The organism is Sorangium sp. So ce176, from assembly GCF_051519835.1.
Lineage (GTDB): Bacteria > Myxococcota_A > Polyangia > Polyangiales > Polyangiaceae > Sorangium > Sorangium cellulosum_G.
In genome coordinates this window covers 10,994,466-11,019,352 of sequence record NZ_CP150371.1, presented here as the reverse complement: position 1 = coordinate 11,019,352, position 24,887 = coordinate 10,994,466, and the positions used below count along the sequence as shown (strand labels likewise).

The window sequence follows — 24,887 nt, the reverse complement described above, 5'->3', positions numbered from 1 at the left end:
CGGATACACTACCAGGCGCGCCGCGGAGGAGGCGCGACGATGGACCGAGAGCCGACGGAACCCCTGAGGTGCAGCGAGCCGAGCGCCGCCCGGCCGTGCGGTGAGCCCACGGCGGCGACGGCGCGCCGCGCGCCCAGCGCCGCGACGGTGGCCATGACGCCCGCCCCGGCGCGCATCCGCGAGGCCCCCGACGCGGGGCCCCCGTGCAGCGAGCCGATCACACGCGCGGCGTGCGCCGAGCGCCCGGCGGAGGCGGCCGGGCCGGTGGAGGGTGCCCCCCCTGCGCCGCCTGCGGACGGCGGAAAGCCCCTCACGGCGCCGGCGCGAGCCAGCGCTGGAGGGCCCCGCGAGGTGCCGCCATCGCCGCCGCGAGCGATCCCCGAGGGGCCGCCCTCGCCGCCGCCGTTGCGCCCGGGCGCGAGCGCCGGAGGGCCGCGCGAGCTCCCGCCGTCCCGCGGCGGCCCAGGGGCGCCCGATCACCTGCCGTTCCGCGACCTCGGCGCAGCGGAGCCGGCGCCGCCGCCGGAGCGCGCTGCGCCGACGAAAGCGCTCCACGAGGCGAAGGCCGCGCTCCGGGACCGGGCGCGGCATGCGCCGATCCTGCGGCTCGACTCCGACGATTTCTCCTGCGACCTCCTCCGGGTGCGCGGGGTGCACGGCAAGGAGGCCATCGGCCAGCTCTTCTCGTACGACATCGATGTCGTGTGCAGCGACGGCGCCGAGCTCTCGATCGAGCAGGTGCTGGGCGCGACGGCGTCGCTCGTGTTCGAGGTCGAGGGCGCGGAGGAGCGGGCCGTGCACGGCATGATCGCCGAGGTGGAGGACCGGCACGAGACGGAGAGCGCCTTCCGCTCCTACCGGCTCCGGCTCGCGCCGCGGGCGTTCCGCGCGACGCTGGTGGAGCTCCAGCAGGTCTTCCTCGACACCAGCGTGCCGAAGCTCATCCAGCACAAGCTCTCGATGGTGGGGCTCGGGCCCGAGGACGTGGTGATGCGCCTCTACCGCGATCACCCGGATCGGGAGATGATCGTCCAGTACAAGGAGACGGATCTGGCCTTCATCTCGCGGCTCGCCGAGCACCTCGGGATCTCCTTCTTCTTCGAGCACGAGGCGGGCCGCGACGTGATGGTGTTCACCGACGAACAGACGGGCTTCCAGCCGCTGCCGGGGGGCGGCACCGTGGGGTTCCGGCCGCGGGGCGAGCGGCGCGATGTGTTCGAGCTCAAGGAGCAGGCCAGGGCCTTCCCCGCGACGTACGTCATGCAGGAGTACAACTACCGGACGCCGCGGCTCGACATGACGGCGGCGCACGAGTCGCCGGCGGGCCTCGGGGGCGGCGTCGTCGAGTACGGCGCCCACCACAAGACGCCGGAGGAGGGCCAGCGGATGGCGCAGATCCGCGCGGAGGAGCGGGCCTCGTCGAGCCGCTATTTCGAGTGCCGGAGCGACGAGCTCCAGCTGATCCCGGGGGCCGTCTTCGCGCTCGAGGGCCACCCGCGGCTCGACGGCGCGCGGTTCCTCGCCGTCGAGGTCGAGCACCGCGCTGTGCAGCCGGTGGCCATCGAGGGCAGCGGCGGCGGCGAGCAGGAGTACGTCAACCGCGCGCGCCTGGTGCGCGCCGAGCAGGCCTACCGCCCGCCGAGGACGGCGCCGCGGCCGAGGATCCACGGGGTGGTGACGGCGCTCGTGGAGCCGCTGCCGGACGGTGGGATCGGGGCGGTCTCGCCCATCGACGAGCAAGGGCGCTACCGGGTGCGCTTCCACTTCGACGCGGGGGATCCCGCGTCGCGGGAGTTCCCCTCGCGCCTCGTGCGGATGATCCAGCCGCACGCCGGGCCGAACTACGGGGTCCATTTCCCGCTCAAGCCCGGCATCGAGGTGCTGATCGTCTTCATCGACGGCGACCCCGACCGGCCGATGATCGTGGGCTCCACGCCCAACCCGATCACGCCGTCCCCGGTGACCCGGGAGGTGAGCCTGATGCACCGGATCGAGACGTCGACCGGCATCCTCATCGAGATGAGGGACTGCCCGCCGCGGGGCTGACGCCGCGGGCAACGCGGCCTGCCTGCGCCCCGAGCGGCGCGCTCAGCGCTTGCGGCCGGCGCGGCCGCTGAGGCGGCTGATCGCGTCGCCCGCGGCCCAGGCGACGCGGGCGGCGGCGTTCAGGGAGCGGACCACCGCCTCGGGCACCTGCGCGATCAGTCGCTCGAGATCGACGGGGCCGTCGATCGACGGCAGGAGCTGCTCCATGAGCTCGGCGAACAGGTCGTACTTGCGCGACAGGTCGTCGAGCCGCGCGCGCATCGCGTCGGCCTCGGGGCCCTGCGCGTCGCCGAGCAGCGAGAGCGCGCGCCGCGCGAGCGTGCGCTTGTCCTGCACAACGCGGCGCAGGCGGCCGAGGTAGGCGCCGACGATCACGTCGGGGTACTTGCCGCGCAGCGCGAACGAGTCGTGCCGCGCGCCCGACTCCCGCCGACGCTCGATGATCCCGGCCGCCTCGAGGCCGCGCAGGTTCGCGAAGATGTTGCTCTTGGAGCGGCCGAGCTCCTGGCTGAGCTCATCCATCGAGCGCGGCACGTCCGCCAGGTAGAGGGCCGCGACGACCTGCCCGCCCAGCCGGGTGATCCCGGGGAACGAGGCGGCGATCTCGGCGCCCACCCCCTCGAGCAGCGCCTGCCGCGCGGCCGCGACGCGCTCGTCCGAGGAGCGGCCGTCGCCCCCTTCGCCCGCTCCGGGCGGCTGCGGCGGCTGCGCTGTCGGCGACGTCGGCCTGCGGGCGGTCATGATGGGTGACTCACATAACGATCTTTCGCGGGAGCGCCAAGCAGCGAGCGCGCCGCGCACGCGCCGCCCCGGGCGTCCCCGCGCCGGCGTCCGCTCAGGAGTCGTCGGTGCAGAGGCCGGCGAAGCCGCCGCGCGGCTGCCCCTTGAAGATGTCGACCGGGCACCCGCCCCAGCGCGAGACCATCTCACCCACGTCGATCGCCAGGCTGCTCGACCAGTCCCGCGCCCCGTCGAAGCGGGCCCGGATGATCCCGTTCGGGTCGATGATCCACGTCTCCGGGTAGAGCTGCGTGCCGTACTTGTCCAGCACGACCTTGGACTCGGGGTCGAAGAGGACAGGGAACGGCGGATCCCCGTTCAGGGCCACCTTGAGCGCGTCCCGCACGTCGTCCGGCCCCTCGTCGGTCGAGATCGTGAGGACGACGAAGTCCTTGCGCGACTGGGCGATCCGGCCGAGCTCCGCGAGCGCCGGCATCTCCTGCAGGCACGGAGCGCAGGTCTTCGTCCAGAAGTTCAAGAACACAGTCTTGCCCCGGAACGACGAGAGCCGGACCGGCTTGCCGTTCATGTCCGGCAGCTCGAAGTCCGGCGCGAGCCGGTTGCGGCCGGCGTAGGCGGGGCGCAGCGCGCACATGGCCTTGCAGGCCGTGGAGCGCTGATCGTTCTGCGCCGCGTGCACGAAGCCGTAGACGGCGACGGCCGCGACGAGGATGAAGAGGATCTGTGCTGTCGTCGTCCACTTCACGGGGTTGGCCATAGCCTAGCGTGGCGCCGGACGAAAGCGCGCGGAAGCGCCCTGATGCCGTCCGGGGTCATTCCGGGCCGGAGAGCAGCCGCTCGAGCCGCTGCTCGTCGACGCGGTACTTCATGATCTTTCGCCCCTCCAGCTCGACGACGGGGACCTCCCAGTCGTACAGCGCCCGCTTCTCCGGGCCGGCCTCGCGGTCCAGGTCGACGATCGCGAGCTCGAACGGCAGCCGCGCGCGGACGCGCTCGAGCGCGGCGTGGGCGTCCTCGCACAGGTGGCAGCGCTCGCGCGTGAAGAGGGTCAGCTTCTTCGTCGGGTTCATCGGGCTCCTCGGATCCTCGCGGGCGGGCGGCCGCCCCGCTCACCCGGCCGCGAGGAGCGGCAGGCTCTGGCGGCGCGGCGGCTCCGGCCGCTTGATCTTCTCGAACGCGCGCTCGTAGTCGCGGAACGAGCCGCCCGCGTGCACGGCCTGCAGCACCGCGCGCCCCTCGGCCTCGCCGCCGGCGGCGAGCACCGCCTCGACCCACGCCCAGCGCGCGCTCGTGGCCCGCACGTCGGCGCGGCCGCGCAGCCCGCGGCGGAGCCGGTCGAGGCGCTTGTTCACGACGTCGATGCCCGCGAAGCGCGCGCCGTGCAGCGGCGTGTTGCGCTTCGGGCAAAACGGCGCGATCCCGAGCGCGACAGGCACGACGCGGGAGAGCTCCGCGACGAACGAGACGCACTCGTCGACGTCCTCGTCGGTCTCGCCGGGGACGCCGACCATGAGGTACAGCTTGAGCCGGTTCATGCCGTGCTGCCGCGCGAGCTCGGCCGCCCGCTGGAGGTGCCGGGGCCGCGCCCGCCGCTCGAGCGTCTCGCGGACGCGCTCGCTCGTGCCGTCCATCGCCGTCGTGAGCGTCTTGTAGCCCGCGAGCCGCAGCGCGCCGACGAACTCGTCGGTCAGCCGGTCCGGCCGGAGGCTGCTCAGCCCGACCTCGCACCCCCGCTCGGCGAGCGTGCGGACCACCTCGACGATCTTCGGGTGGTCGCTGACAGCGGCGCCGACGAGGCCGACGCGCCGCGCGTCCTCGGGGATGAGCTCGAGGAGGCGCTCCTTCGGCACGATGCGCATGCCGCCGTTGGTCGAGCGGCGCATCACGCAGTAGGTGCACCCGCGCGAGCAGCCCCGCTCCGCCTCGATGAGGAACATGTTCGAGAGCTCCGTCTCCTCGGCGCGGATCGGAGACCACGCGGGCAGGAGCGCGCTGTCGCACTGGGCGACCGGGGGCATCTCGGCGCCGTGGCGCGCGGGCACGAAGACGTGGGGGACGCGCGCCAGCTCGTCGAGCGCGGCCTCGCGCGAGGGGGCGTCCCGCAGCAGGCGCAGCACCTCGACCGCCAGCGTGTCGGCCTCGCCCATGAGGATCGCGTCGGCGAACACGGCGAGCGGCAGCGGGTTGGAGAAGGTGAGCGGGCCGCCCGCGAGGACGAACGGGTGGCGGCCGTCGCGCTCCTCCCGGAGCGCGGGCAGCCCCGCGAGCTCGAGCAGGCGGGCGACCCCGGCGAGCTCGAGCTCGTAGGCCACGGAGAGCGCGATGACCGGGAAGTCGGAGAGCGGGCGGAGCCCCTCGTACGTGACCGGAGCGCCGTCGGCGCCCTGGCCCTCGTCGTCCGGCAGGAAGGCGCGCTCGCACGCCATCCCGGGCTCGGCCTGGATCATCTTGTAGATCTGGAGGAAGCCGAGCGAGCTCATGCCAGCCCGGTACGGGGACGGGTAAGACAGCGCGACGCGGAAGGGCGCCTGCTTGTCGATACGACCGTTCTCGCTCGCGAGCCGGCGGCGGATCGTTGTCGTCATCGCGCTACGAGACATCGACGCAGCGTCCCTCAGGGGCCGTCCAGGCGCAAGGACGCGGGGCGGACGGGCGGCCGTCCGGGGCGCGGGTTTCTGCCGGTTCCTTCCGTCTCACCGCCTCCGGCTCACCTCCCCGGGCCGGAGGTCCCGCCCGCGGCGCCGCCCGCCGCGCCGGGCCGGTCGGGCGCCGGGCTCGGCGGCTGGCCGGGGCGGGACCAGAGGACGCGCTCGCCGTCGGTCTCCCAGATCAGGGCGCCGCCGCGGTCCATGCGCGCGATCGCGACGCCGCGGGCCGAGAGGCGGGCGAGGACCTCGGGGCTCGGGTGCCCGAAGCGGTTGCGGACGCCGCAGGAAACGGCGGCGACCGACGGGTCGACGGCCGCGAGGAGCGCCGCGCCGGTCGACGTCCTGCTGCCGTGGTGGCCGACCTTGAGCAGATCGGCGCGGAGCGCGGCGCCGTACCGCGCGACGAGCGCGTCCTCGGCCTCGTGCTCCGCGTCGCCCACGAGCAGCGCGGAGCGCGCCCCGTAGGAGATGCGCAGGACGAACGAGTTGTCGTTGGCGCCCCGGTCCGGGTGGAGCTCGGGGCACGGCGCGAGCACCTCGATCGTCGCCCCCGAGAGCACCCGCGGCCTGCCGCACAGCGAGGCGGGCCCGACGACGGGCACGCCGCGCCGGCGCAGGTCGGACAGCAGCCCCGCGTAGACAGGGCCGGCGCCCTCGGCCTCGCCCTGGCCGGTGTCCCAGAGCTCGCCGACCTCGACGCCCGCGACGACGGCGGGGAGGCCGCCGAAGTGGTCCGGGTGCGGGTGCGAGAGGACGACAGCGTCGAGGCGCGCGCGGCGGCGCGATCGCAGGAGCGGCCGGATCACGCGCGCCCCCGGATCGACAGGGCTGCCCACGAAGCCGCCGGCGTCGACGAGCATCGCGCCGCCCTCGGGGAGGTCGATCAGGATCGCGTCGCCCTGCCCCACGTCGAGGACGCTGACGCGCAGCGCGCCGCGGGGCGCCCCGGCGCGCACGGCGACCCCCTCGAGCAGCAGCCACGCGGCGGCGCCGGCGGCGAGCGCCGCGAGGCGCCGGGCGCGGCGCTCCGCGGCCCACGCGAGCGCGATGGCGGCGGCGAGCGCGGCGAGCTGGGCGGGCGACGGCTCCGGCAGGCGCAGCACAACGCCGGTGTCCGCCGAGGCGCGGGCGACGGCGCGCACGGCGAGCAGCGCGCCGGATCCGACGAGCGCGCACCCGCGCTCGACCGGCGGGCACCACGAGAGCACCGCGTGCGCGAGGCAGAACGGGAGCGCGGCCAGCTCGCCGATCGGCGCGGCGACGACGTTCGCGGCCACGCCGAGCAGCGGGAACGTCTCGCTGCTCAGGAGCAGCAGCGGCGCGCACCCGAACATGGCGGCGAGCGTCGTCGCGAGCGGCGCGAGGAGCTTGCGCGCGAGCGCGCGCGGCGACGAGGCGGGCAGCGCGTGGTCCGCGCGGTCGCCGCCGTCGCCGCCGTCCGCGCGGTCGTCGGCGCCGCCGGGCGGGCGCTCCCGGGGGACGAGCAGCGCGGCGAGCGGCCGCTGCAGCCAGAGCAGCCCGGCGGTCGCGGCGGCGGAGAGGCCGAACGAGAGATCGCACGCGACAAGCGGATCGACGGCCGCGGCGCCCGCGAGCGACAGGGCGAAGTTGCGGACGCCGACCGATCGGAGGCCGAGGAGCCGGGCGCCCATCGCGCAGGTGAGCATCGCGGCGGCGCGCATCGCCGAGCCGCCGCCGCCGGCGAAGTCGGCGTACAGCCACGCGGCCGGCACGCAAAGGGCCGCGGTGATGCGGCCCGCGTCACACCGCGCCGCGATCGGGTCGACGCGGACGAGGATCGCCCGGAGCGCCGCGGCGAGGCCCGCCACCGCGAGGACGAGGTGCGTCCCGGAGACCGCGAGCAGGTGCGCGAGGCCGCTCTCGCGGAAGGCGTCCTGGTCCTCGGGCGCGAGGTCGGTCTCGCCGAGCACGAGCGCGCGCCCGAGCGCGGCCGCCTCGGGGTGGAACGTGGCCTCGATGCGGCCGCGCACGGAGGCCCGCGCGCGATCGACGGCCGCGCCGACCGATCGACCCTCCGAGAGCCGCCGCGCGTCGACGATCGTGCCGCTCGCGACGATCCCGCTCCGCGCGATCGCGGCGGTCGCGTCCCGGAGGCCCTCGTTCCGGAACAGGTGGATCGGCGCGAGGTCGACGAGCACCTCGAGCCGGTCGCCCCGGGCGAGGTCGCGCGGCGCTCCGTAGAGGCGCGCCCGGAGCGGGTGCGCCAGCGCTCGCCCGCCGCAGGTGCCGCCGGCGATCTCCACGTCGACGCGCCCGTCCGGCGCCTCGCCGTCCGCTCGCTGCGCCGCTCCGATCACGACAGGCGAGCCGACGACGGCGCACGTCACCTCGCAGCGCGCCGGCGGCTGCAGCAGCGCGGCGGCGCCTTCATGGAGGCCGGCCGCGTCGTCGAGCAGCGCGCGGGCGCGGAGCCCGCCAGCGACGAGCGCCACCGCCGCGGCGGCGAGCGCCATGGGGCCGGCCCTGCGGCGGAGCGCCGCCGCGGCGAGCGCCGCCGCGAGCGCGGTGGGCAGCGGAGAGAGGGCGAGCGGCGCGCCCGCGGCGAGCGCGAGCCCGAAGAGCAGGACGGGATCGATCACGGCCGCGTCGCCCGGCAACACCCGGGCCGCGCACGTTTCCACGGCTTTTCGTCACGGCGCCGGTCGCCCTGGCCCTGGCGCCGCCATGGCGGAACTGGGTAACGTCCGTTACGCGAGTACCCTGCAAGAGCTCTCCGGCAGCCAATTTATGTGGTGCATGCAACGAGCCGAGTCGTTCATCGCTCGCGGCGCGCGTGCATGACCGCACATTCCCCTCTAGACTCTTTCGCTCGATGCGACGCCTCGGAGCTCGTCGCACCTACATTGCAGTACTTGGAGGCTCTCGATGTCGTTTTGCTCGCCCAGAGTCACCTTGATTCTTGCCCTGGGACTCACTGCAACAGCGTGCAGCTCGGCCCTGGAGCCGCCTGATGAGACCGGTGAGACGCGAGATGCCATCCAGGACGGTTACCTGGACAACGGCGACAGGGCCGTCGTGGGCATCTACAACGCCGAGATCGGCGCCATCTGCACGGGGAGCTTGATCGCGCCGAACGTGGTGCTGACAGCCCGACATTGCGTGTCGGACATGGCCAATGAGACGGACGGCCAGATCACCTGCCGTTCCACGAAGTTCACGGACACGCACCTCGCGCGGAAGATCTTCGCCACGACCGACGCGGAGATCGGCGAGTCCTCGTATTTCTACGGCGGCAGCGAGATCGTCCTGCTCCCCGGCGACGACGCCGACAGCTTCTGCGGCAACGACCAGGCGATCCTGATCCTCGACGAGCCGATCCCGGAGAGCGACGCCGCGCCGCTCGTGCCGCGCGTCGACGTGCCCCTGAAGCAGGGCGAGGAGTACTACGCGGTCGGCTTCGGCGCGACGAACGACAGGAGCACCGGCGCGGGCCTGCGGCGGCGCCGCGACAACCTCTTCATCGATTGCGTGGCCGACGGCTGCCCGGCGTCCGTGGTGAAGTCCACGGAGTGGGTCGGGGACACCGGCATCTGCGAGGGCGACTCGGGCGGGCCCAGCCTCGATCTGATGCACCGCGTGATCGGCGTGACATCGCGCGGCGCCGAGGGCTGCGAGTACCCGATCTACGGCTATGTGTACGGCTGGGCGGAATGGATTAAGGAGACGACCGTGCGCGCCGCGAGCCTTGGAGGGTACGAGCCGCCCGGCTGGGCGACCGGCTTCCCCACCGACCCCGTCTACTCCGCCGAGATCGGCGGCGCCTGCGAGCAGGCCGAGCAGTGCGCGACGAACGCCTGCCTCGACGGCTACTGCACCCGCCCCTGCACCGAGAGCGCTACCTGCCCGAGCGGGTACGGGTGCGACGCAGAGCTCGGGTTCTGCGCGAAGCTCCCCGAGCCGCCCCCGTCCGAGGACGGCGGCGAGGGCGAGGACGACGCCGTCAAGGACGGGGCGGCCGACGCGTCGGGCGGCTCCTGCAGCATCAGCAACCCGCGGCCGGATCCGACGAAGCCCGTCCCCTGGCTGCTCGGCGCGGCGGGCCTGGGCGCCGTCGCGGGCCTGCGGCGCCGGCGGCGCGACCGGGACCGGCTTGGCTGACGATCGTCGCGCATCCACGACGGGCGTCGCGCCTGACGCGGAGGCGCCGGGCGCCGCGCTTGCGCCTGGCGCCCCCGGCCGCGCCCTCCCGAGGCGGGCCGCGCTCACGGCGCTCGCCGCGGTCGCGCTGGCGGCGTGCGGGCGCCGCGCCCCGGTCGCCGCCGGCGGGGCGCGCGTCGTCTCGCTGTCGCCGAGCACCACGGAGGCGGTCTGCGCGATCGGCGCCGGCGCGGCGCTCGTCGGCCGCTCCCGCCACTGCGACCACCCGCCCGAGGTGCTCCGCCTGCCCAGCGTCGGCGGCTACGCCGACCCGAGCATCGAGGCGGTCGTCGCGCTCTCGCCGACCCTCGTCGTCGGCGCCCGCGGGCCCGCCGGGCCGGCGCTCGAGGAGGCGCTGCGCGGCCAGGGGATCGCGACCTTCTTCCCCGAGACCGAGTCGCTCGCGCAGATCGAGGACATGCTCGCGGAGCTCGGGCGGCGGCTCGACGCGGCCCCCGGCGCGGAGCAGGCGATCGGCCGGATCCGCGCGCGCCGCGCCGCTGTCGAGCAGGCCGTGAAGGGCACGCCGCGCGTCCGGGTCGCCCTGCTGTTCGACACCTCGCCCATCTTCGCCGCGGGCCCCGGCAGCTTCGCCGACGAGCTCATCCGGCTCGCCGGCGGCGAGAACGTGATCGCCCGCGGCGGCGCCTACCCGTCGATCAGCGTCGAGCACCTGCTCGCGCTCGACCCCGACGTGCTGCTCGACGGCGCGGCCGGCGAGGCCGAGGCGCAGGAGGGCTCCGCGAGGCTGGCGCAGCTCAGGGACGCGCCCGGCTGGCGCTCGCTGCGCGCGGTGCGCGAGGGGCGCCTGCGCCCGCTCCGCACCGACGTCGCGCTGCGCCCCGGGCCGCGCATCGGCGACGGGCTCGCCGCCGTCGCGCGGGCGCTCCACGGCGACGCGCTGGCGCTCTCCGACGCGGCGGCCGTCCCCCTCTCCCCCGGCGGCGGCGCGGGCCTCGTGCGCCCGCCGGCCTCGAGGGCGCAGTGACCCGCGTGCGCGCCGACGCGCTGCTCGTCGCCCGCAAGCTCGTCGGCTCGCGGACCGAGGCGCAGGCGCTGATCATGGCCGGCAAGGTCACCTCCGGGCCCCGCCGCATCGACAAGCCGGGGACGCTGCTCCCGGAGGACGCGGAGCTCCACGTCGCCGCGGGCCCCCGGTTCGTCTCGCGGGGCGGCGACAAGCTCGAGCACGCGCTCGCGGCCTTCGAGGCGCGCGGCCTCGACGTGGCGGGGAAGACGTGCGTCGACGTGGGCGCCTCGACAGGCGGCTTCACCGACTGCCTGCTCCAGCGCGGCGCGGCGCGGGTCTTCGCTGTCGACGTCGGCTACGGCCAGCTCGCCAGCAAGCTCCGCGCCGATCCGCGCGTCGTGGTCCGCGACCGGGTCAACGCCCGCGAGCTCCAGCGGGAGGACTTCGACGCCCCCATCGACCTCGTCGTCGTCGACGCGTCGTTCATCAGCATCGCGCGGCTGATCGACGCGATCGCCCGCCTGCTCCGCCCGTCGGGGGACCTCGTCGCCCTGGTGAAGCCGCAGTTCGAGGCGGGCCGCGAGGCCGCCGCCCGCGGCCGCGGCGTCATCCGCGACGAGTCGACCCGCCTCGCGGCGATCGCCGAGGCGCGGCAGGCCATCGAGGCCGCGGGCTTCTCTGTCGTCGACGAGGTCGACAGCGCCGTGCGCGGCCCGAAGGGCAACGTCGAGCACTTCGTCCACGCGCGGCGCGCAGGCTAGCGCGCGCTCCGCGCCGCGCGCGTCGGCGCTCGCTCCGCGGCGCGGGCCAGCGTCCCTCTGCGCGGCGCGCCGTGATGCGCGCGCGGCCCGCGCGGTCGACGGCGGGCTCGGCCGGCGGAATCCGTGGAGAATCGAGTACTTGAGTCCACCGTCGCGGAGCGCGCCGCGGCCCGACCCTGCTGACGTGCCGCGTGGACAATGGTAGACGCGACGAGTACACGCGCTCTCGGCCATGGGTTGAGCGCGCGGCCATGGCCACCGGCGGACGACCCACACGCGGCGCGGCCCGGCGGCAGGGAGGACGACAACATGCTCGGACGACGGGGTTTGGTGAGGATGATCGCCGGGGCGCTCGCGCTGAGCGCGATGGCGCTCGGCTGCGGCAAGAAGAGCGAGGGCTCGGGCGGCGATCCGGCGAAGCACGCGAAGGACGACCCCGAGTGGAAGGTCGGCGCCTACTTCAGCCTCTCGGGCGAGGAGACGGCGTTCGGCGTCGACTCCAAGGAGGGTGTCGACCTCGCCATCGACGAGATCAACAAGGCCGGCGGGGTCAAGGGCAAGCCGATCAACGTCCTCTACGAGGACAACAAGTCGAAGCCGGAGGAGGCGACCAACAAGGTCCTCCAGCTCATCGATCGGGACCACGTGCTCGCGCTCCTCGGCGAGGTCGCCTCGTCGCGGTCGCGCGCCGGCGGCATCGTCGCCAACAAGAAGAAGGTGCCGATGATCTCGCCGGCGTCCACGAACCCGGACGTGACGAAGGTCGGCCCGTTCGTGTTCCGCGCCTGCTTCACGGACGACGTGCAGGGCCAGATGGGCGCGCAGTTCATCGTGAACACGCTGGGCAAGAAGAAGGTCGGGCTCTTCTTCGCCTCCGACGACCTCTACTCGTCCGGCCTCGCCAACGAGTTCCGCGCCGAGGTGAAGCGCCTCGGCGGGGAGATCGTCATGGAGAAGAGCTTCCTCAAGAAGGAGACCAACTTCACGACGTACATCAACGAGCTCAAGTCGGCGAACCCCGAGATGATCTACGCGCCGATCTACTACACCTCGATGGGCCCCATCGCGCGGCAGGCCAAGGCCGCGGGCGTTCCGGGCAACATCTTCGTCGGCAGCGACGGGTGGGACGCGAACGAGCTCCTGCGCGACGCCGCGGAGGAGCTCGACGGCGCGTACTTCACGAACCACTATGCGCCCGACGTCCCCTGGCCCAACTCGCAGGCGTTCGTGAAGAAGTACACGGAGCGGTACAAGCGCACGCCGTCGAGCATGGCTGCTCAGGCCTACGACGCGGCCAAGCTGCTCGCCGACGCGATGGGCCGCGCCAAGGAGATGACGCCGGATGGCATCCGGCAGGCCATCCAGGACACCAAGGGTTTCCAGGGCGCGACAGGGGTCATCACCATCGATGAGAACCGCAACGCCGACAAGCCGGTGGTGATCGTCCAGATCAAGGACAAGCAGTTCAAGTATTACGCGACGGTCAACGAGAAGCCCGCGAAGCAGTAGTCGTCGCGCCCGCTCGGGCGCGGCGGACGCGCGGTGAAGAGGTCTCCATGGAGAAGATCGTGAATGCCCTGATCACGGGGCTCGCCCAGGGGTCGATGATCGCCCTCGTCGCCCTCGGCTACACGATGGTTTACGGCATCCTCAAGCTCATCAACTTCGCTCATAGCGAGGTGTTCATGATGGGCGCGTTCGCCGGGCTCTTCGGGATAACGATGTTCGGCGCCCAGGACGCGCCGCTCGTCGCGGGCGTGGGCGGCACCCTCTGCGCGATGGCCTTCGCGGGCGTCCTCGGGGTGCTCGTGGAGAAGGTGGCTTATGCGCCGCTGCGCTCCCGGGGCCGGGGCCTCGCGAACACCCGGATCACGCCGCTCGTGACGGCGCTCGGGATGAGCGTGCTCCTCCAGAACCTGGCGCAGCTCCTCTTCACCGCCCGCTACCGCGCCTATCCGCAGCTCCTGCCGATCGAGCACACGCGCAAGGTGATCTTCGTCTCGTCGATCCTGGTGATGATCGGGCTGGAGCTCTTGGTGCGGCGCACCTGGACGGGCAAGGCGATGCGCGCGCTCAGCGTGAACATCGAGGCCGCGCGGCTGATGGGCATCCGCACGAGCCGCATCATCGCGCTCACCTTCCTCACGGGCTCGACGCTCGCGGCGGTGGGCGCGGTGCTCTACTGCCTCGACCAGTCGCAGGTGTACCCCACGATGGGCGTGGTGATCGGCAACCGCGCCTTCGTGGCGGCGGTCATCGGCGGCATCGGCAACATCACGGGCGCGATGCTCGGAGGCATGCTGATCGGGGTCATCGGCGAGATGACGAAGCTCACGCCGTACTCCGGCCTGCAGGACGTCCTCGTGTTCGCGGTGCTGATCGCGGTGCTCCTCGTCAAGCCGACGGGCCTGCTCGGCACGACCGGGACCGAGAAGGTGTAGCCCTGGCCGAACGTCAGCCGACGCGCCGGCCGACGCGCCGGCGGCTCCTGCGGTATGCTCGGCGCATGCGACGCCTCGCTCTCGTCGTGCCGCTCTCGCTCCTGGCGGCGTGCGCCGCGACGCCCCCGGCCAACTGGGCTCGCGGCGGCGCGCTGCTCGACATCCCCCGCGCCCGCTGGGTCTACGCCGACCTGGCGATCGACGTCATGCCGGACGGCAAGGTCCTCGTGAACGGCGATCACCAGCTCAACGTGGATCGCGGCGGGCGGGTGTTCGGCCTGGAGGCCGAACCGGTGGCCTTGCTGGAGCAGGACGGGCGGGTCACCGGCCCGAACGACGACGCGCTGGGCACGATCGGCGTGCTGCACGCCTCGCTGCCGGGCGAGGCGAACGCCTGGCTCACTGTCGCCCAGAGCGGCGCGGTGATCCGCTACGCCGACGACGGCGAGCGCCAGCCGTTCGGCGCCTGGATGGGGTGCGACGTGACGCCGCGCGCGCACCAGACGTGCACGCTGCTCACGCACCTGCTCGGGATGCGCGTCCGGAAGCTGGAGCGGCAGACCACGACGGAGCCGGTCCGGATGGGGTTCGGGAGCGGCTTCGGCTTCGGGATGGGGACGCCGTTTCCGTAGTACCTCGTCGCCAAGGTTCATCCATCCCTGGCTGCGCGGGAGGTCTCGCCGAGCTGCCCGGCCACTCGACGGATGAGTGCCTATTTCAGCAGCCACCCGAACAGCATGCGCTTCGTCGTGTCGCGGGCGACCTGCGCGAGCGAGTCGACGAGGGGGATCTCCTTCGGGCACACCTCGACGCAGTTCTGCGACTTGCCGCAATCGGTGATACCCCCCTCGCCCATCACCGACTCGAGGCGCTCGTTCTGCTGCATCGCCCCGGAAGGGTGCATGTTGTAGAGCCGCACCAGGTTGATCGCGAACGCGCCGACGAACTTCGTACCGTCGTTGTACTGCGGGCACGCCTCGACGCAGCAGCCGCACGTCATGCAGCGGGAGAGCGGATACCGCTCCTCCTGGCGCTCCGGCGACTCGCGCGGACCCGGGCCGAGCTCGTGCGTGCCGTCGATGTCGATCCACGCGCGCACGCGCTTCATGTCGTCGAACATCCGGCTCCGATCGACGAGCAGGTCGCGCACGAGCGGGAACTTGGACATCGGCTCCAGCGTGATCACCTCGCCCTTCGGCGCGAGCTGGTCGATCAGCGCCGAGCAGGCCTGACGGACCCGGCCGTTGACCACCATCGTGCACGAGCCGCACACCTCCTCCAGACAGACCGCCTCCCAGACGACCGGAGCCACCTCCTTGCCGTCCACGGTCCGCGGATCCTTCTGGATCTGCTGGAGCGCGCTGATCACGTTCATCTGCGGCAGGTAGGGGACCTTGAACTCCTCCCAGCGCCGCGACTCCGGTCGATCCGCGGTGTCCTGCCGCCGCACGCGCAGGTGCACCAGCCGGCCCTCGCCCCGCGCCTGCGCCGGCGCCGCCCCGTTCGCCTCGTCTCCGCTCGCCTTGGCCATGCTACACGCTCTTCTGCGACAGCTTGCCCGTCGTCTGGACGTTCGCGGCGTTCGCGACGCTCGCCGCGCTCGCCGCGCCCGCCTGATCGTACTTGCGCTCCCGCGGCGCCACCAGCGACGTGTCCACGGCGTCGGTCACGTGGACCGACTGGCCGGCGCACACGTAGTCGAACTCGCGGACGAACCGCACAGCGCCCTTCTCCTCGTGCCGCGCCAGCGTCGTGCGCTGCCACTCGGCGTCGTTCCGCACCGGGAACTCCGGCTTGTAATGCGCCCCGCGCGACTCGTCGCGGCGCCTCGCGCCCTCGGCGATCACCCGCGCGAGCACCAGCATGTTCTCGAAATGCCGCACGAACTGCGCCCCCTGGTTCACCCGCGGGGCCGTGTCCGTGCACCGGATCCGGCCGGCCCGCTCCTCGAGCTCGCCGAGCTTCTCGAGCACCCGGTCGAGCGTCGCGTTGTCGCGCTCGATCGTGCAGTCGCGCAGCATCATGTCGCCGAGCTCCTGGTGCAGCCGATAGGCGTTCTCCGGCTGCTTCGCGTCCTGGTTCTGCGTCAGGATGCGCTGGTAATCGGCCTCGGCGCGCTTCTCGGCCTTGTCGAAGATCGAGCGCGGCAGATCCAGGGCGCTCCGCTTGATGCTCTTCTGATAGCTCGCCACGGCAGGGCCGCACACGAGGCCGCCATAGATGCACGAGAGCAGCGAGTTGGCGCCGAGCCGGTTCGCCCCGTGATACTGGTAGTCCACCTCGCCGACAGCGTAGAGGCCCGGGATGCTCGTCGCGTGGTTGCGCGGCGACCCGGCCTTGAGCGAGCCCCGCGCGTCCGCCTCGTAGTCGACCCACAGGCCGCCCATCGAGTAATGGACCGCCGGGAAGACCTTCATCGGGTTCCGGTACGGGTCGGTGCCGGCGAACTTCTCGTAGATCTCGAGGATGCCCGCGAGCTTCGCCCGGAGGAACTTCTCGTCCTTGTGCGTGAGGTCGAGGTAGACCTCGTTCTCGTTCCTGCCCGTCGCGGCGTTCCAGATGCCGCGCCCCTCGTGGAAGCACGTCTTGAAGATCGCGCGCGCCGCGATGTCCCGGGGGACGAGGTTGCCGTAGCCGGGGTACATCCGCTCGAGCAGGTAGTCGCGCTCCTTCTCGGGGATGTCCCGCGGGCTCCGCGCGTCGGTCTTGCCCTTCGGCACCCAGACGCGGCCGCCCTCGCCGCGCGCGCTCTCCGAGATGAGCCGCAGCTTGTCGGCGCCCGGGATCGCCGTCGGGTGCACCTGGATGAACTCGCCGTTCGCGTACACAGCGCCCTGCTGGTAGACCGCCGACGCCGCCGTCCCGGTGCAGATGACGCTCAGCGTGGAGCGGCCGAACACGATGCCGCAGCCGCCCGTCGCGAGCACGACCGCGTCGCCGGTAAAGGCGCGGATCTGCATCGATTTCAGGTCCTGCGCCACGCAGCCCACGCACGTGCCGGAGTCGTCGAGGATCGCCCCGAGGAAGTCCCAGAACTCGTGCTTCCGGACCATCTTCTCGCCCGGGATCGACACGCCGTGCTCGTCGGTCACGTCGGCGAGCTCGAACCGGCGCACCTGCTCGTCGAGCGCGTAGAGGAGCTGCTGCCCCGTCGTCGCGCCGGCGAACGCCGTGCGGTGGTACAGCGTGCCGCCGAAGCGGCGGAAGTCGAGCAGGCCCTCGGGCGTCCGGTTGAACGGCACGCCCATGCGATCGAGCATGTTCACGATGCCCGGCGCGGCCTCCGCCATCCCCTTGACCGGCGGCTGGTTCGCGAGGAAGTCGCCGCCGTAGGCCGTCTCCTCCAGGTGCACCTGGGGGCTGTCGCCCTCGCCCTTCGTGTTCACCGAGGCGTTGATGCCGCCCTGCGCGCACACCGAGTGCGAGCGCTTCACCGGCACGAGGGAGATGAGGTCGACCGGGACCTTCGCCTCGCACAGCTTGATCACCGTCATCAGGCCGGCGAGGCCGCCACCGACGACGACAACGCGCCGAACCTTCCCCCCCTCGCTCCTCGTCGTGCTCTTCGCGGCCATGTTCGATTCCAGTGCTCCCGCGCCGCTCCCACCCGGGCGCGGCCGCTACGATGGTCAGTGCGAGGCCGGCGCGACCAGCCCACCCTGCGCGGCGGCGTCGACGCCGCGCGCGGCGGCGCCGACGCCGCGCGCGGCGGTCGGAGACGCGATGTCCGCGCAGGTGCGGGCGCCCTCCGCGGCCGGGCTCGGGGTGCCGGGGAACGGCGCGCCGGTCGCGAAGTACACAACGGTGTTGGCGCCGAGCACGAAGACGACGAGGCCGAGGAGGCCGAAGACCACCGCGGCCGTCCGCTGCGCGCGGCGCGACACGGTGACGCCCCACGAGAAGCAGAAGCCCCAGAGGCCGTTGGCGAAGTGAAACACGCTCGCCGCGATGCCGAAGATGTAGATCAGCGCCATCACCGGGACGCCGCCCATCGTCGACGACATGCTGGCGCACAGCCGCGGGTAGAACTCCTCGGGCGCCATCCGGCCCAGCCACTTCTGCGCCCAGTACTGCCAGAGGTGGAGCGCGATGAACGCGAAGGCGAGCAGCCCCGTGACCCGCTGCATCGTGTACATCCAGTTGCGCGAGTACGTGTAGCGGCCCACGTTTGGCCTGCCCTCGAGCGCCAGCTTGACGCCGTAGAGGGCGTGGAACGCGAGGGGCAGCACGACGAGCCCGATCTCGAGCACCGGCAGGTACGGCATGTGCGAGATCTCCGCGACAGCCGCGTCGAACCGCTCCTGCCCCTGGAGCGCCTTCGCGTTCGTCCAGAAATGAAACAGCAGGAAACCGCCCACGGGGAGGGCGCCGGTGAGAGAATGCAGCTTGCGCAGGAGAAAGGACCGGCGGCTCTCGGAAGAGAGCGATCTCGCGGGGGTTGCCTCGGACACGCTGACCTCGATGGAAGGCGGGCCGGGCGGGTGTATGGGATGGCCCGGGTGACGTCAAGGTGAACCCAGTCGACACTTTCGGCCGAATTTCCGCGGCCTTCAGCGCGGCCGCCGCCCTCCTCGCGCTCGGCGTCGCGACGGCGGGCGCCGGCTGCGGCGCGCCCGGCGGCGGAGCGCCGGTGAGCCAGACCCTCAGCCGCTCGCCCGCGGCCCAGGCAGAGCTGCACCGCATCCTCACGCGCTTCGCGAGCGGCGCGCGCGCCGAGCGCATCGCGCTCGAGCCGGAGCTCGTCGCCTTCCGGGAGCGCTACCCGGGCGACGACCTCATCCGCGTCGCGGACGCCCACCTCGCGTGGATCGCGCTGGAGCAGGGGGACGTCCGCCGCGCCGAGGCGCTCTCGGCGGAGATCGAGGCGCGGGGGCGCGGCGCGACCGAGGACATCGCGCGCGTGCTCCGCGGCGCGGCGCTCCGGCGCGCCGGCAAGCCGAAGCCCGCCTTCGGGGTGCTGCGCCCGCTGGTGAGCAAGGTGATCGACTCGTACGTGCGCTCGCTCCTCAACGAGGAGGTCACCTCCGCCGCGATGGAGGCGGGCGCGTGGACGCAGGCGCTCGAGCTGATGGGCGTGTGGCTGCGCGAGGCGGGCGACGACGAGCGCGCCGCCGTGCGCGCGCAGATCGGGGCGCTCCTGCGCAAGGTCCCGATCGAGCACCTCGTGAGCGCGCTGCGCGCCGGGCAGGCGGCCGGCGAGGTCGTGGAGCCGGAGGTCGACCTGCGCTCGCTGGTGGCCGAGCGCCTCGCGATCGTCGCCCGCGAGCGCCGCGACGTCGCGCTCGCGAAGGAGCTGCTCGACCGGGCGGGCCCGCTGCTCGGCCGCCAGGGCGACGCTGTCTTCGAGATCGCGGCCGGCGCGGGGACCGCGCGCGTCGAGCCGCCCACGGTCGGCCTGCTGCTCTCGACGCGCACGCCCGAGTCGCGGCGCCGCAGCGTCGAGGTCGCCGCCGGCGTGGCGCACGGGCTCGGGTTGCTGAGGCCGGGGTCGGACGCGCGGCTCGTGAGCCGCGACGTCGGCGGGGAGGGCGGCGTCGAGGAGGCGCTGAGCAGCCTGACCGCCGAGGGCGCCGCGGTGCTCATCGCCGGGTCGAGCCGGGAGCAGGCGACAGCGGCGGCGAAGTTCGCGCGGACGAACGAGATCCCGGTGCTCCTCGTTCACCCGCCCGAGCCCGCGGCGCTCGACGGCGCGTTCGTCTTCGTGGTGGGCGAGGAGCCCGCGAGGGGCATCGAGGTGCTCGCGGCGGCCCTCGCCGAGCGGGGCGCGACGCCGGTGGCGCTCGTGGGCGGCGGCGACGGGGACCAGCAGGGCGCGGGCGCCGCGGCCGCGCAGCCGGGCGCCGCGGCCGCGCGGCCGCGTGCTGCCGCGGCGCCGCCGGCCGAGGGCGGCGTCGCGCTCGCGCTCCCCTGCGACGGGACCTTCGACCCGCGCGCGCTCCGGCCCCTGGGCATCCGGGGGCTCATCCTGGCCGGCGACGCGCCCTGCGCGGAGCAGGCGATCCGCGCCGCCCCGCGCTCGGTGACGATCGCGCTCGGCTTCGAGGCGGCCACCTCGCCGCCGCCGGGGTCGCTCGTCGCGGCGGCGGGGCCCTTCCCGTTCGCCGCGGCGGCCGCCGGCGCGCCGCGCCCGCCTGCCGCGGGCGCTCCGGATGCGCCGCCCCCGGGCGCGTCGGGCGCGGCGACGGCGCTCGGCGCGTGGCTCGCCACCCACCCGGCGCCGCCGAGCTTCTGGGCGGCGCTCGGGCGCGACGCCGGCGTCCTCGCCTGGGCCGGCGTGCAGAGGCTGCCGAAGACGGGCACCGAGGACCCGGCCGAGGTGAAGGCGCGGCGCCTCGCGGCGGCGAGCTCCCTGAGCAGCGCGCGGGCCGAGCTGTGGACGACGTCGGCGACCGGCTTCGGCGGAAAGCGCGTGCTCCCCAGGGAAGTCGGGTACCGCGAGATCGGGAAAGCGCGATGAGCCGGGCGAACCGCCTGGCCGGCGCGCTTCTCCGCGCGCAATTCGCGCGCGGAGGGGCCGCGCGCGAAGAGCACGTTGGCGCGTCGTCCTTGGGCTGCTCCTGCCTCGCGGGGCGCGTAGCATGGCGCCCCATGATCCGCCGAGCCCTCTCCTGTGCCGCCGCCGCCGCGCTGACGGCGCTCGCCCCGGCCGCGCTCGCCGACCGCGTGGCGCTGCTGCCCGCGCGCGGCGGCACCGACGCGGCCGCCCGGAGCGCCGCGGACGCCGAGGTCGCGCGCGGGCTCACCGCCCTCGGCCACACCCCGGTGCCCGACGGCGCGATCGCGGCCGCGCTCAAGGGCGTCGCCGACGGCGTCGCCGACGCCGCGGACGAGTTCCGCGCCGTGAGCGCGCAGACGGGCGCGGACTGGGTCCTCACCGGCACCGTCGAGCCGGCGGTCACGACCACCCGGGTCGAGCTCACCGCGTACCTCGCCTCGACGGGCCGGGTCGAGTCGGTCGCGCGGGAGGTCGATCAGGGCCAGGCGACCCGGCAGACGCAGGAGATGCTGGCCGTGCTCCTCCGCCCCGAGGGCATCGGCATCGGCGAGCTCCCCTGGGAGCGCGCCGCGCGCGCCCCGTCGGCGGGCGCGCCGCCCCCGTCGGAGGGCGGGACGGTGGTGCTGCCGCCGGTGCCCGCGGCGCCGGCGGCCCCGCCGGCCAAGGAGGTGTTGATGGCCTACCCCCTCGGGCCGGAGCGCGTCTGGCCCGCGTACTCGGGCGGGCGCCGGTTCGCCGTGTCCGCGGCGCTCGGGGCCGCCGTCGCGGCGGCGCGCCTCCCGGGCGCGAGCGGCAGCGCGGCGTCGCTTGTCGGGACGGCGCGCGTCGCCTACGCGCCCGGCGACCGCGGGTTCGAGCTGTTCGCGGGCGGCGGCGGCAACCTGGCCGGGCCGTTCGCCGGCTGGATCGAGGGCGGCGCGCGCCTGATGCTGACGCCCAGCCTCACGCCGCACGAGGGCGCGTGGCGCGCGTTCCCGCTGCACGTCGGCCCGGCGCTCCACCTCGGCGCGTTCTTCAGGTCGGGCGCCGGCGTCGTCGGGCCTGGCGGCGCGACGTACCGCCGCGATCTCGAGGTGCGCCCGGTGCTCGGGGCGTCGATCGACGTCGCGCTCGCGCTGGGCCCCTCGGTGCAGCTCGAGGCCCAGCTCGGCAACCTCCGGTGGGTCCCCGCGGGGGACGGCTCCCTGCTCCTGCTCGGCGCGACGCTCGGCGCCGGGGCCCGGTTCTGACGCATGCGCATCGAGCTCCCGAGCCGCCGCAGCACCATCCGCCTCGCCCGCGCGCTCGCCGGCCTGCTCGCGGGCGGCGACCTCGTGGTCCTCGCCGGCGACCTGGGCGCCGGCAAGACGTTCTTCGCCCGCGCCCTCTGCCGGGCGCTCGGCGTGCCGCCGGTGCTCCCGATCACCAGCCCGACCTTCACGCTGGTCCACGAGCACGAGGGCCGCGTCCCGATCGCGCACGCCGACGCCTACCGCCTCGGCGGCGCGTCGTCCGATGACGGCGTGCTCGGCGCCGCGACAGCAGAGCTCGCCCACCTCGGCCTGCGCGAGCGCCGCGGCGAGGGGGCGGTCGTCGTCGTGGAGTGGGGCGAGCCGTTCGTGGAGGCGCTCGGCGGGGACGCGCTCCTGATCCACCTCGCCGCGCCCGCGGATCCTGCCGCGCCCGGCCGCGCCGCGGAGATCCGGGCGACGGGCGAGCGCAGCCTCACCGTGCTCGCCGCGCTCGAGGGCGATCTCGCGGGCCGGCAGGGTCTTCGCGCGCCTGGACCCGTGCGCGGCGGCGTTGCGTGATACAAGAGCGGCATCGTGACCGGAGGCGCTGAGCCCAGCCGCGGCGAGCTGCTCGACAAATTGCTGGGGCCGGTCCTCGGGTTCCTCGAGAACATCGGCCACATCGTCACGCTCACCTCCCAGACGATCATCTGGCTCGTGCGCCCCCCGTTCCGCCCCGCGCAGTTCCTGGCGGCGATGGACTTCATGGGCGCCCAGTCGGTCTTCATCGTCGGCCTGACGGGGGTCTTCAGCGGCATGGTCGTGACGCTGCAGACGTCCTACGCGCTGCGCGCGTTCAGCGCCGAGGGACGGGTCGGCGGGCTCGTCGCTGTCTCGCTCGCGCGCGAGCTCGCGCCGGTGTTCTCCGCGATCATGGTCACCGCGCGCGCCGGCAGCGCGATGGCCGCGGAGCTCGGCAACATGCGCGTCACCGAGCAGATCGACGCGATCGCGACGATGGGCGTGAGCCCTGTGCAGTACCTGCTCTCGCCCCGGCTCCTCGCCGCGACGGTGATGCTGCCGCTCCTGTGCATCCTCTACACGAGCGTCGGCATGTGCGGCTCGTACCTCGTCGCCGTGCTCTGGCTCGGCGGCGACGCGGGCGCGTTCTTCCAGAGCGTCCGCGACTTCGCCCTCCCCAGCGACATCTCGATGGGGCTCATCAAGGCGTGCGTCTTCGGCTTCATCGTCTCGGCGGTCTCGTGCCGCCACGGCTTCTTCGCCTCCGGCGGCGCGCGCGGCGTCGGCGTCGCGACGACGCGCGCCGTCGTCGAGAGCTGCGTCACCGTGCTGGTCACGAACTACATCCTGACGCAGCTCCTGCTCGACGTGTGAGCCGGCGGCGGCGTCAGGACGCGAGGCCGAGCGCGAAGAGCGCGTCGGACCAGAGCGGCCAGAGCGTGCGGTAGGGGTGGGTCGCCAGCAAGATGCCACCGTTCGGAAGGCGCCGGACGTGGAACGGGGCGTGATCGACCAGGAAGTAAACGTGCTCGCCCGTCAATTTCACCCAGGTGAGGGACCCGCCGCCGCGGGTGAACCCGTCACCGCGCGCCCGGGCCTGCACCGTCAGGTTGTGGATCTCCTCGGCGCGCGGCTCCGCGGCGCGCCACGCCTCGTCGCGCACATCCGCGGCGACCACGAGCGCCTCGATCAGAGCGGAGCCCGGCATGACCAGCGCCTTGAGGACGGTCTCGCGGGAGAGCGGGATCGAGCGCCCGCTCTTGTCCGTCGGAACCACGCGCGCCCCGGCCGGCGCGGCGTCGATACGCGCGTGCAGCGCCTCCAGCGACATGCCCGCGATCAGCGAGACCTTTTCTTTGTCGTGGAGGCTGACCCACGACAGGGCCAGGTCGCGCGCGATGTCGCGGGCGTCCGCGTTGTACGTCGCGCACATCGAGACCGGCGCTAGCCAGGTCCACGCGCTCGTGCAGCCGCCGGTCGAGACGCGCCTGCTCGCGTCGGGCGCGCACAGGCGGAGCAGCAGGTCCTCGAGGTAGTCCAGAACGATGTGCCACGTGAGCTCGGCCTCCGCCTCCACGGAGCGCGGTTCGCTGCCCAGGGCGAGGTACAATTCGCGCGGGAGAATGTCCGCCGCGCTATCAGGGACCATGTGGATAGGGCCCCGTGGCTTGAGACGTTCGCTCTTGTCCGTGAAGCAGCGATAGTGGCCACAGAGTATGCGTCGGTCGTCGAGCTCCATGTCGAAGTAGGTTTCGGCATCGGTGCGTCCGAAGCGGACGCGCATCATCGCGACCGCCTCGTCCACGAAGTTCACCGTGCGATCCACATCGGAGCCCATCCTCACGCGGATAGAACTCCCGCGCGCGACGAGAGCCGGCAACGCCGCCGCGAACGCGTCGACCCGCTCTGCCTCGCCACACCAGGCGAAGAAGTACGGCCCTGGTTTCATCCTTGGATCACCCTCATGAGGTTGCTGGGTCAGGGCATCAGGCCGAGCGAGAAGAGCGCGTCGACCCAGAGCGGCCAGAGCGAGCGGAACGGGTGGGTCGCCAGGATCACGCCGCCGCTTGCGAGGCGGCGCACGTGAAACGGCGCGTGCTTTCGGAGGAAGCGGACGTGGGCGCGCGTTTCCGTGTGCACCGCCCACGTGGGCGGGCCTTCGCCGGTCTCCGCGATCTGGCTCGTCAGCGCCAGGATCTCTCGCGCGCGCGGCTCGGCGGCGCGCCACGCGTCGTCCGGCACCGCCGCGGCCTCGAGCGCCTCCAGCAGGGCGGAGGGCGGCGTTGCCAGCGCCTTGAGGACGGTCTCGCGGGAGAGCGCGTGCGCGCGCTCGCTGCCGCCCTTGAGTGGGACGCGCGCCCCGGCCGGCGCGGCTTCCACCCGCGCGCGGAGCGCTTCCAGCGACAGGCCCGCATTGCGCGATACCATCTCCTTGTCGTGGCGCTGTAGCCACGAGAGGGCGAGATCGCGCGCGATGTCCCGCGCGTCCGCGTTGTACGTCGCGCACATGCGGACGGGCGCGATCCAGTCCCCTGCGTTCGTGCATGCGCCGGTCCGAACGCGGCCGCTGGCGTCGGGCGCGCAGAGGCGGAGCAGGAGGTCCTCGAGGTCGTCCCGGAGCAGGTGCCATGCGACCGCGGCCTCGGCCTCGATCGAGCGCGGGCCCCTGCCCCAGGCGAGCTCGAGGTAGGAGTAGAGAAACCTACGCTGGTCGCACGTGGCCATGTCGATGGGGCCGGCCGAGATGTCGTGGCCGGCCTCTGCCGTGTAGCAGTCGACACTGCAACCGAAGAGACGTTTGGAGCCGCTCAGCATCACGTCAAAGATTGCTCCACCGGAAGGACCTTCGGAGAACTCGGCGCGGATCATCGCAACCGCCTCGTCCATGGAGGTC

General features: G+C 73.7%; 21 protein-coding genes. 11 read left to right on the top strand and 10 right to left on the bottom strand.

Annotated elements, in window-relative coordinates; translation table 11 throughout:
* Positions 1-39: 39 nt before the first annotated feature.
* Entirely contained in the window at positions 40-2,046 is a 2,007-nt protein-coding gene (gene tssI / locus WMF42_RS41550; protein WP_437688637.1) for a type VI secretion system tip protein TssI/VgrG, read from the top strand.
* A gap of 42 nt (positions 2,047-2,088) precedes the next feature.
* On the opposite strand, the gene WMF42_RS41545 is transcribed toward tssI, so the two are convergent.
* The 5 genes from WMF42_RS41545 to WMF42_RS41525 form a co-directional block, all read right to left on the bottom strand.
* Positions 2,089-2,787, bottom strand: coding sequence for a GbsR/MarR family transcriptional regulator (locus tag WMF42_RS41545; RefSeq protein ID WP_061610054.1), 699 nt, complete (start codon positions 2,785-2,787; stop codon positions 2,089-2,091).
* 94 nt (positions 2,788-2,881) lie between these two features.
* Positions 2,882-3,532, bottom strand: a complete 651-nt coding sequence (locus WMF42_RS41540) for a TlpA family protein disulfide reductase (protein ID WP_233561965.1) — start codon at positions 3,530-3,532, stop codon at positions 2,882-2,884.
* A 67-nt stretch (positions 3,533-3,599) separates the two neighbouring features.
* Positions 3,600-3,857, bottom strand: coding sequence for a glutaredoxin family protein (locus tag WMF42_RS41535; RefSeq protein WP_061610052.1), 258 nt, complete (start codon positions 3,855-3,857; stop codon positions 3,600-3,602).
* Positions 3,858-3,896: 39 nt separating this feature from the next.
* Positions 3,897-5,372 (bottom strand): B12-binding domain-containing radical SAM protein, encoded by a 1,476-nt coding sequence (locus WMF42_RS41530; protein ID WP_437688634.1) that lies wholly within the window; start codon positions 5,370-5,372, stop codon positions 3,897-3,899.
* Between the two features lie 122 nt (positions 5,373-5,494).
* A complete protein-coding gene (locus tag WMF42_RS41525) occupies positions 5,495-8,077 on the bottom strand; it encodes a DNA internalization-related competence protein ComEC/Rec2 (RefSeq protein ID WP_437688632.1) in 2,583 nt (860 codons plus the stop codon).
* A gap of 271 nt (positions 8,078-8,348) precedes the next feature.
* Between WMF42_RS41525 and WMF42_RS41520 the strand changes: the two genes are divergently transcribed.
* The 6 genes from WMF42_RS41520 to WMF42_RS41495 all read left to right on the top strand — a co-directional run bounded on the left by WMF42_RS41520 (position 8,349) and on the right by WMF42_RS41495 (position 14,397).
* Complete coding sequence (locus WMF42_RS41520; RefSeq protein WP_437688630.1) at positions 8,349-9,554, top strand: trypsin-like serine protease; 1,206 nt, start codon at positions 8,349-8,351, stop codon at positions 9,552-9,554.
* Positions 9,547-10,581 (top strand): ABC transporter substrate-binding protein, encoded by a 1,035-nt coding sequence (locus WMF42_RS41515; RefSeq protein ID WP_437688628.1) that lies wholly within the window; start codon positions 9,547-9,549, stop codon positions 10,579-10,581. The genes WMF42_RS41520 and WMF42_RS41515 overlap by 8 nt, the downstream gene beginning before the upstream one ends.
* Positions 10,578-11,324: a TlyA family RNA methyltransferase gene (locus WMF42_RS41510; protein ID WP_061613187.1), complete on the top strand. Its 747-nt coding sequence runs from the start codon at positions 10,578-10,580 to the stop codon at positions 11,322-11,324. The genes WMF42_RS41515 and WMF42_RS41510 overlap by 4 nt, the downstream gene beginning before the upstream one ends.
* Positions 11,325-11,633: 309 nt before the next feature.
* Positions 11,634-12,833, top strand: coding sequence for an ABC transporter substrate-binding protein (locus tag WMF42_RS41505; RefSeq protein ID WP_061613188.1), 1,200 nt, complete (start codon positions 11,634-11,636; stop codon positions 12,831-12,833).
* A gap of 47 nt (positions 12,834-12,880) precedes the next feature.
* On the top strand, positions 12,881-13,765 hold the full coding sequence (locus tag WMF42_RS41500) for a branched-chain amino acid ABC transporter permease (protein ID WP_061613189.1): 885 nt from the start codon (positions 12,881-12,883) through the stop codon (positions 13,763-13,765).
* Positions 13,766-13,830: 65 nt separating this feature from the next.
* Positions 13,831-14,397 (top strand): hypothetical protein, encoded by a 567-nt coding sequence (locus tag WMF42_RS41495; RefSeq protein ID WP_061613190.1) that lies wholly within the window; start codon positions 13,831-13,833, stop codon positions 14,395-14,397.
* Positions 14,398-14,477: 80 nt separating this feature from the next.
* Here the strand turns inward: WMF42_RS41495 and sdhB are convergent, their stop codons facing one another.
* From sdhB to WMF42_RS41480, 3 genes are read right to left on the bottom strand one after another with little or no spacing between them, the layout of a single operon-like run.
* The gene (gene sdhB / locus WMF42_RS41490) at positions 14,478-15,296 is read right to left on the bottom strand and encodes a succinate dehydrogenase iron-sulfur subunit (RefSeq protein WP_437688625.1); all 819 of its coding nucleotides are present in this window, start codon (positions 15,294-15,296) and stop codon (positions 14,478-14,480) included.
* A 1-nt stretch (position 15,297) separates the two neighbouring features.
* On the bottom strand, positions 15,298-17,340 hold the full coding sequence (gene sdhA / locus WMF42_RS41485) for a succinate dehydrogenase flavoprotein subunit (protein WP_437688623.1): 2,043 nt from the start codon (positions 17,338-17,340) through the stop codon (positions 15,298-15,300).
* A gap of 54 nt (positions 17,341-17,394) precedes the next feature.
* Positions 17,395-18,216 (bottom strand): succinate dehydrogenase, encoded by an 822-nt coding sequence (locus WMF42_RS41480; RefSeq protein ID WP_434044146.1) that lies wholly within the window; start codon positions 18,214-18,216, stop codon positions 17,395-17,397.
* Positions 18,217-18,275: 59 nt separating this feature from the next.
* On the opposite strand from WMF42_RS41480, the gene WMF42_RS41475 reads away from it, so the two are divergent.
* The 4 genes from WMF42_RS41475 to WMF42_RS41460 all read left to right on the top strand — a co-directional run bounded on the left by WMF42_RS41475 (position 18,276) and on the right by WMF42_RS41460 (position 22,867).
* Entirely contained in the window at positions 18,276-20,222 is a 1,947-nt protein-coding gene (locus WMF42_RS41475) for a hypothetical protein (RefSeq protein ID WP_437688621.1), read from the top strand.
* Between the two features lie 131 nt (positions 20,223-20,353).
* A complete protein-coding gene (locus WMF42_RS41470; RefSeq protein ID WP_437688619.1) occupies positions 20,354-21,490 on the top strand; it encodes a hypothetical protein in 1,137 nt (378 codons plus the stop codon).
* A gap of 3 nt (positions 21,491-21,493) precedes the next feature.
* Positions 21,494-22,051, top strand: a complete 558-nt coding sequence (gene tsaE, locus WMF42_RS41465) for a tRNA (adenosine(37)-N6)-threonylcarbamoyltransferase complex ATPase subunit type 1 TsaE (RefSeq protein WP_437688618.1) — start codon at positions 21,494-21,496, stop codon at positions 22,049-22,051.
* 15 nt (positions 22,052-22,066) lie between these two features.
* Positions 22,067-22,867 (top strand): MlaE family ABC transporter permease, encoded by an 801-nt coding sequence (locus WMF42_RS41460; RefSeq protein WP_434044142.1) that lies wholly within the window; start codon positions 22,067-22,069, stop codon positions 22,865-22,867.
* A gap of 13 nt (positions 22,868-22,880) precedes the next feature.
* On the opposite strand, the gene WMF42_RS41455 is transcribed toward WMF42_RS41460, so the two are convergent.
* Together WMF42_RS41455 and WMF42_RS41450 are read right to left on the bottom strand one after the other, a co-directional pair.
* Positions 22,881-23,942: a hypothetical protein gene (locus tag WMF42_RS41455; protein WP_437688616.1), complete on the bottom strand. Its 1,062-nt coding sequence runs from the start codon at positions 23,940-23,942 to the stop codon at positions 22,881-22,883.
* Positions 23,943-23,971: 29 nt separating this feature from the next.
* Entirely contained in the window at positions 23,972-24,880 is a 909-nt protein-coding gene (locus tag WMF42_RS41450; protein WP_437688614.1) for a hypothetical protein, read from the bottom strand.
* Between the last annotated feature and the right edge of the window lie 7 nt (positions 24,881-24,887).

Coding starts and splice junctions, on each gene's coding strand:
- tssI (WP_437688637.1), top strand. CDS start 40: ATGGACCGAGAGCCGACGGAACCCCTGAGGTGCAGCGAGCCGAGCGCC.
- WMF42_RS41545 (WP_061610054.1), bottom strand. CDS start 2,787: ATGACCGCCCGCAGGCCGACGTCGCCGACAGCGCAGCCGCCGCAGCCG.
- WMF42_RS41535 (WP_061610052.1), bottom strand. CDS start 3,857: ATGAACCCGACGAAGAAGCTGACCCTCTTCACGCGCGAGCGCTGCCAC.
- WMF42_RS41530 (WP_437688634.1), bottom strand. CDS start 5,372: ATGACGACAACGATCCGCCGCCGGCTCGCGAGCGAGAACGGTCGTATC.
- WMF42_RS41505 (WP_061613188.1), top strand. CDS start 11,634: ATGCTCGGACGACGGGGTTTGGTGAGGATGATCGCCGGGGCGCTCGCG.
- WMF42_RS41500 (WP_061613189.1), top strand. CDS start 12,881: ATGGAGAAGATCGTGAATGCCCTGATCACGGGGCTCGCCCAGGGGTCG.
- WMF42_RS41495 (WP_061613190.1), top strand. CDS start 13,831: ATGCGACGCCTCGCTCTCGTCGTGCCGCTCTCGCTCCTGGCGGCGTGC.
- sdhB (WP_437688625.1), bottom strand. CDS start 15,296: ATGGCCAAGGCGAGCGGAGACGAGGCGAACGGGGCGGCGCCGGCGCAG.
- sdhA (WP_437688623.1), bottom strand. CDS start 17,340: ATGGCCGCGAAGAGCACGACGAGGAGCGAGGGGGGGAAGGTTCGGCGC.
- WMF42_RS41470 (WP_437688619.1), top strand. CDS start 20,354: ATGATCCGCCGAGCCCTCTCCTGTGCCGCCGCCGCCGCGCTGACGGCG.
- tsaE (WP_437688618.1), top strand. CDS start 21,494: ATGCGCATCGAGCTCCCGAGCCGCCGCAGCACCATCCGCCTCGCCCGC.
- WMF42_RS41455 (WP_437688616.1), bottom strand. CDS start 23,942: ATGAAACCAGGGCCGTACTTCTTCGCCTGGTGTGGCGAGGCAGAGCGG.
- WMF42_RS41450 (WP_437688614.1), bottom strand. CDS start 24,880: ATGGACGAGGCGGTTGCGATGATCCGCGCCGAGTTCTCCGAAGGTCCT.